At 53.5% G+C, this 5,625-nt stretch carries 11 protein-coding genes; 3 read left to right on the top strand and 8 right to left on the bottom strand.

Features of this window, described 5'->3' with window-relative positions; translation table 11 throughout:
* Positions 1–625: phage integrase N-terminal domain-containing protein (locus tag ACT3TC_RS16920; protein ID WP_444641120.1), on the bottom strand; the 625-nt coding region annotated here is incomplete at its 3' end.
* 419 nt (positions 626–1,044) lie between these two features.
* Positions 1,045–1,236: a hypothetical protein gene (locus tag ACT3TC_RS16915; protein WP_444641118.1), complete on the bottom strand. Its 192-nt coding sequence runs from the start codon at positions 1,234–1,236 to the stop codon at positions 1,045–1,047.
* Positions 1,237–1,766: 530 nt separating this feature from the next.
* Here ACT3TC_RS16915 and ACT3TC_RS16910 point away from each other — a divergent pair.
* Together ACT3TC_RS16910 and ACT3TC_RS16905 are read left to right on the top strand one after the other, a co-directional pair.
* Positions 1,767–2,621, top strand: a complete 855-nt coding sequence (locus tag ACT3TC_RS16910) for a replication initiation protein (protein ID WP_193085471.1) — start codon at positions 1,767–1,769, stop codon at positions 2,619–2,621.
* Positions 2,622–2,670: 49 nt separating this feature from the next.
* The gene (locus ACT3TC_RS16905; protein WP_193085470.1) at positions 2,671–3,018 is read left to right on the top strand and encodes an entry exclusion protein 1; all 348 of its coding nucleotides are present in this window, start codon (positions 2,671–2,673) and stop codon (positions 3,016–3,018) included.
* Here ACT3TC_RS16905 and ACT3TC_RS16900 read toward each other — a convergent pair.
* The 4 genes from ACT3TC_RS16900 to ACT3TC_RS16885 all read right to left on the bottom strand — a co-directional run bounded on the left by ACT3TC_RS16900 (position 3,015) and on the right by ACT3TC_RS16885 (position 4,103).
* On the bottom strand, positions 3,015–3,281 hold the full coding sequence (locus ACT3TC_RS16900; protein ID WP_193085474.1) for a type II toxin-antitoxin system RelE family toxin: 267 nt from the start codon (positions 3,279–3,281) through the stop codon (positions 3,015–3,017). The genes ACT3TC_RS16905 and ACT3TC_RS16900 overlap by 4 nt on opposite strands.
* Entirely contained in the window at positions 3,265–3,489 is a 225-nt protein-coding gene (relB, locus tag ACT3TC_RS16895) for a type II toxin-antitoxin system RelB family antitoxin (protein WP_193067482.1), read from the bottom strand. The genes ACT3TC_RS16900 and relB overlap by 17 nt, the downstream gene beginning before the upstream one ends.
* 126 nt (positions 3,490–3,615) lie before the next feature.
* The gene (locus ACT3TC_RS16890) at positions 3,616–3,876 is read right to left on the bottom strand and encodes a hypothetical protein (RefSeq protein WP_193084711.1); all 261 of its coding nucleotides are present in this window, start codon (positions 3,874–3,876) and stop codon (positions 3,616–3,618) included.
* The gene (locus tag ACT3TC_RS16885) at positions 3,876–4,103 is read right to left on the bottom strand and encodes a hypothetical protein (RefSeq protein WP_193084712.1); all 228 of its coding nucleotides are present in this window, start codon (positions 4,101–4,103) and stop codon (positions 3,876–3,878) included. The genes ACT3TC_RS16890 and ACT3TC_RS16885 overlap by 1 nt, the downstream gene beginning before the upstream one ends.
* A gap of 194 nt (positions 4,104–4,297) precedes the next feature.
* On the opposite strand from ACT3TC_RS16885, the gene ACT3TC_RS16880 reads away from it, so the two are divergent.
* Entirely contained in the window at positions 4,298–4,843 is a 546-nt protein-coding gene (locus ACT3TC_RS16880; RefSeq protein ID WP_444641115.1) for a hypothetical protein, read from the top strand.
* Positions 4,844–5,100: 257 nt separating this feature from the next.
* Here ACT3TC_RS16880 and ACT3TC_RS16875 read toward each other — a convergent pair whose 3' ends face one another.
* A complete protein-coding gene (locus ACT3TC_RS16875; RefSeq protein WP_444641114.1) occupies positions 5,101–5,244 on the bottom strand; it encodes a hypothetical protein in 144 nt (47 codons plus the stop codon).
* Positions 5,245–5,257: 13 nt separating this feature from the next.
* Positions 5,258–5,625: integrase domain-containing protein (locus ACT3TC_RS16870; RefSeq protein ID WP_444641112.1), on the bottom strand; the 368-nt coding region annotated here is incomplete at its 5' end.

The following is a 5,625-nucleotide window of genomic DNA, read 5'->3' as shown; positions in this document are numbered from 1 at the left end:
TCCAGCTACCCTGCAAGACCAGGCGGTCACCCTGATCCGCGCTGGCCGGCTTAATTTTCATCGACTCTTCCCGGCGCAGGCCAAATTCACGCTGCAACGCCAGGCTCACCTGGATCCGCTCTTCCGGGATCGAGGCCACCCGAGGATCCAGCTCCTTCGCCTTATTGCCCTGCGTCGCATACGACCTGTCAGCAACGCCCAGCGCGCTGTTATCGCGTGGCACCACGCTGCTCTTGCCCACCTTCTCGGCCCACCATCGCACATGGGCCAGACGGTTTTTGAGCGTCGCATCGCTCACGCCGCCCTGCCGCCAGTGATCGACCAGCGCCTCAACATGCTTTGGCTTCAAGCTCTCCGCCCGCAGGTTGCGGTACCCCAATGTCTGGAGCTCATTACTCATCGCCCGCAACGAGCGAGAACGCTGATACTGCGTGGTCTGGCTACCGTCGCGGTTGCGCCGGCACATCTGCATAAAATCGTAACCCAACTTGTTCATGAGCAACTTCTGGTAAGTGTAATTGCCGATCTGCACGGAATCCGTGACAGAGCGCCCGAAGGCCCAGGGGCATGAATCAAAAAAACGATGCTCGTCGTCTGCTGCGATGGCAGCGTCCTGAAGGTTCACCGGTTGGGAATCACGACAGGGGTTCGTACTGCGGTTGTCTCCTCTGCTGAAAGAATGGGCAGGAGATCGCGCACCCCAGAAGGCGGCACGAACTCCCTCCGGGGGCCACGTTTACGTCCGTGGTGACGTGCCTTGCGGCGTTGACCAGTAGCACCCAACTCAAGAGCGCCGTCTCTCAGGATGCGTTACGGCTTTGGGATCGCCCCGAAGGGCAAAGGGAAGTCCGATTCGAGGACCAAACGGCCTGACTGGGCGAGGTGTCAGGCGACCTCAAAGGGAGTCGCTGTTAACCGACAGCGACCAACGGTTTGCCCGACTAACGTACCCCATCACGCAGTCATCATTCAACCATGTGAGCCTAAAGCTCCTATAACAGGCGCTTCCAGGTTGGCGTCACTACCCAAAGGCAGTGACGCCAATCAACTATCGCTGGCGACTTCACCCCCGGCCCAAAGGGCGCGGTCGCTATCGCGCTGACGCCCTTCGGTTGTCGGGTACGCGGTTTGCTCGATCGCTGAATGCGCGACCGAGCAAACCGCGTACCTGGTGGGTGTTGATCCCGCGATAGCGGGATGCAGCGAGCTCTGCGAGCGGTCACTGATCGAAGCCACGGTTCAAGCATTCTGCACATCTTCCAGGTGATCCCACCGTCGTCCAACAGCCTTCTTTTTGATAAACCGGGCCGAAGGCCCAAACGTTCGTGCTTGTTATTGGGGTACGGCCCACTGAGGTTTAGTACTTTAGCGGCCAGCCTACGCCGTAGGTGGGGCCAGCCGCGGAGCGGCTCGACAGCCCCACCGGCTCGACTTGTCGAGGCATTGAAGGGGTTGCTTAGGCCTCGCGAAGCGAGGGGCGAAGGGAGGAGGAACGACGACCGAAGGGTAGGCGAGCGCATGTGCGCTCTTTTATGTACTTTTCCCCTTTTCCCCTTTTAGCAGGGATAAGCTGTTGATATAAAACACTTATTAGCACTAAAGGGGGAGGGATTTGCGGTTAAGGGGGGAGGGATTTGCGGTTAAGGGGGGAGGGATTTGCGGTTGCAAGGGGGAGGAATTTGCGGCATAAGGGGAGTAATAAGTAATGGCCTCCCCTATTTAGGGACATAAGAAATACAGCCTCCCCATTTGATGGAGCAACAAGGATGAGCCAACCCGACATCTATAAAAGCAATGCCCTGGTAGAAGCCCAGTATCGTCTCAGCGTTGCTGAACAGCGCATTATCCTGGCCTGTATCAAACACGTACGACGGGATGAAAGGATTACCGATGATGAGCTATATAGCGTCAGTGCTACTCAGATAGCTGAAATATCTGGCACTTCTACCAAGCAGGCCTACCGCGAGCTTGAGAAAGCTGCTCTACGGCTAAAACAGCGTGATGTACGGCTGCTTGAGGAACCAAATGGACAAGGCAAGAAACGTAAAGTGATGGTTACTGGGTGGGTCCAAACAATCATCTATGTCGAAGATGAAGGCCGCGTAGAGCTTCGTTTTACGAAAGACATGCTGCCCTATCTATCTGAGCTTTCAACCCAATTCACGCGCTATTCGTTGGCTGACGTAGCACAGATGACCAGCGGCCATGCCATCCGGCTTTATGAGTTGCTTTGCCAGTGGCGCAACTTAGGCCGTCGCGAGGTCTCTATCGAGTGGCTGCGTCAAGCATTCCAGCTCAATGATAAATACCCAGCAATCAAAGATTTCAAACGCTGGGTGATCGCGCCCGCTATCGAGCAAATCAACGAGCACAGCCCCCTTTGGGTTAAGTATGAACAGCGCAAGACTGGGCGGCGTGTATCACACCTGGCGTTTACCTTCGGCGAGAAGAAGCCTCCGAAGCAACTGCCCCAGGACAAAGCCAAGCCACAGAAGAAACAAGGCTCAGGCGCGATCTATGGCATCCCGTTGAGTGCCATCAAAGCCAAGAAACGGGCCGATGAGAGTGACGAAGATACGGCCTTGCGACTCCTCGACGAGAGCAAATCACAGTCACGCTAGCCACGTGCTGTGGCACACTGCGGCACAGTTCCTGGGAAAGGAGTGACACATGGCATGGCACAGCGTGACAGACGCGCAGAAATTGACCGGAAAGAGTCGCCGAACGCTGTACCGTGATATGGCTGAAGGCCGCATCACATGGGAGGTGCGGGACAACAATCGACGTTACATTGAAACGTCAGAGCTACTACGTGTCTATGGGTCACTGAAGGACGTGGCACAGCCAGAACCCGAAAAAGTGGCACACTCAGGCACACCCAAAAATGACGCTATTCTGGCTGAATTGAAGGCTCTAAGAGCTGAGGTACGGGAACTTCGCGAGACGCTGCAACTAATCGAGCACAAACCCCAGGAGCCAGATACCAAAACGCCGCCCTGGTGGCGGCGTTTTTTCTAGCGATAGACGTCGCGCCGGTGACCGATCCGCACAACAAGCACTCGGATGTGCGCATCTTCGATCTGAGCAATCAGCCGGTAGTCACCGACCCGATACCGCCATAACTCCCCCAGTTGCCCCTGGAGCGGTTTTCCTAGCTGTCTGGGGTCATCCAGGGGCTGCACCCGCTCGCGCAAGTAGTCGCGAACTCGCTTGGCATCGGTGTGGCCCATTTTTTTCAGCTGTTTGACCGCTGCGTCGGTCAGTTCAATTTGCCAGCCCAAGCTCACGCTCCACGTCGTCCAGGGAATGTGTAGTTTCTTCGCCACGGCGCAAGCGCTCTAGCGTCTGCTCGGCCAGGTACACATCCTCAAGATCCTCAAGGTGCTCAAGGATAGCTTCACGGGCGTAATAAGTTTTGGTGCGGCCGGTAGCCTTGGCCAAGGCCTCCAAACGCGCTTCGATGTCACTGGGCAGTCGTATGGCCAACATGATGGCTTCTCCTGGAAGGTGCTATACACGTATATCATATACCGCAAACAACGCCCTAACCAGCGCCAAAAGACGGCAAATTAAAGATTACCAGGCATGATAAAAATGGAGAGAGTTAACACATAGCTACTGTCGGCGTTGCTTTCTCACACGGGCTTGCAGGCGTCTCCAATCCTCTGCCGACACATACAGTTCTGCCCAGCGCAGCAGTAGCTCCGCAAGCCGCCAACCGGGGATATCGCCAGGGTAGGCCGTGGCATCGTGTGCAATACCCACTAAATCGAGCCGTGCGGCCCGCTGAGCGCCTTTATCGCCAAACGAATAGCCCAGCAGCACCGCCAGCCACAGCGGCGCCTCGGCGGCCTTTATAGCTCTTGGGCGAGGCATCAGAATTCATCCAGGTTGATCAGCTCAAACACCTTGCGCTTGGCATGGGTCAGGTTATTTTTAGCCAGCACGTGCCAATCGTATGCCTCAGTGCCGGGGCCCATTTCCTGCCCTACGGCACACCGATCACGCTCGTAGCGGTAGCGGGTGCCGCTGGGGGACTGCCACTCGGTAACGTTATCGCCGCTAAAGACGGGTTTGAGGTCGCTGATTTTGCGCAGGGCCATAGCCAGGTTTCCCAGGTAGTTCTGACACCCTCATTCTAGCCTATAAGCGTGATATTTTCACGCTTATTCCTTAAAATTCAAGATTATCCGTCTTATCTTGAATTTTATACGGCTGTTAGAAGCATATAAAAATGGAAGCCCGAAAAAGGTATAATTAACCCATTAAACTTACGCAGAACTAAGAGAATATAACTATGGGGAAAGCTCTCTCAGGGATTCGGTGGAAATCATTTACATTTGAGGAGAAAGAATACGATCTTCGCCATCTCCACCCTTATATGATTACCCAAGTTATTGAAGCAAAAGGTAAAAACCCAAGAAGAGAGTTTCGACTAAATGTATCATATAGCCTACATTGCTTCACTCGAAACCCGAAAAAGGGTGAAGAAATAAGCGATGACTTAGCCTACTCAGACAGTAGAGAAAAAAGAATATTTTGCTTTGAGCGCTGGGAGTTATCGATGATGCTTCCAGAAATTGTAAGGACGCTTCAGCAACGACGATGCCTGCATACAGTGAGTGAAGAGTTCGTAACGATAGAAGTAGTGCACAAAGGAAGGACGTTCGACTACGCGGTTTTTTTTACGGTAAGTAAAGCTAAGAAAGCAGAAGGTGCAGAGATAAATTTATTCATAAACAGTGCACACGAACGCTTTAATGAACTGGTGTATAAAAAACCAATAAGCTTCAATATCATCTTGATAAACAAGTACTTAAATAGAGAGATTAAAAAACCATAGCGGAAACAAAACAGGCCCACAACGAGAAGTTGCGAGCCTGTTTCTTAATCCGGAGCCTCTTGAGTATTCCACTCTTGGGTGCGAACCACTTTGAAGTGGCGGGCGGGCGCTTTCACCGGTCAGCGTTACCTTATGCATATATAATCCACTATATAGAAAAATCTGACTAATTGATTTTTACTATGGTGAAAAGCTATTGTTTTTAAACAAAATTAACGGAAACGAGAGACATTTTTCTCGACTGTGTCAGCTCCAACTCACTTAACTAAACGCTTCGCATCGATCGCCTTATTGACTTGATATGCATAGCCACCAGCCACCGATATAGAGACTACCAGCACGCCAAAGATGATGGGCAGAATGACAGGCGTTCCACTTATCAGCGCATCAATAACGTTCATAAACACTCCCGTGTCAGCGTCCTAAGTAAATCATCGTGATTTGCTCACGCTCGTGACCCAATTCACGCGATATCACCAGGCGCGCCTCATGATCTACAGTGCGTTGCTCGGGCGTCAGTTCTCGAGAAGCGATGCCCCCCGCCGCCGGCGCCGCCCTACCCGTTAACTCCAAATAGCGCGCCTGAGCGTAAGCATGGCGCAATCCGTGCATTCGTGACAGTCCCGCTTGCCCCAGCAGGTATTCGTAGCGTTTGAGGTGCTGAGCGTACGACTTTTCAGCGGGAATCAGCGACCCGGGGCCGGCCAGGCGATGTGCTCGATCCAGCACCGCGCGCTGGGCCTCCGTACGGATCGGAATGTCCCGCTCACGTCCGCCCTTCG

It is taken from the genome of Halomonas sp. AOP27-A1-41, assembly GCF_052378605.1.
Lineage (GTDB): Bacteria > Pseudomonadota > Gammaproteobacteria > Pseudomonadales > Halomonadaceae > Vreelandella > Vreelandella citrativorans.
The sequence above is the reverse complement of the archived record's forward strand: the minus strand, read 5'-3'. Positions and strand labels throughout refer to the sequence as shown.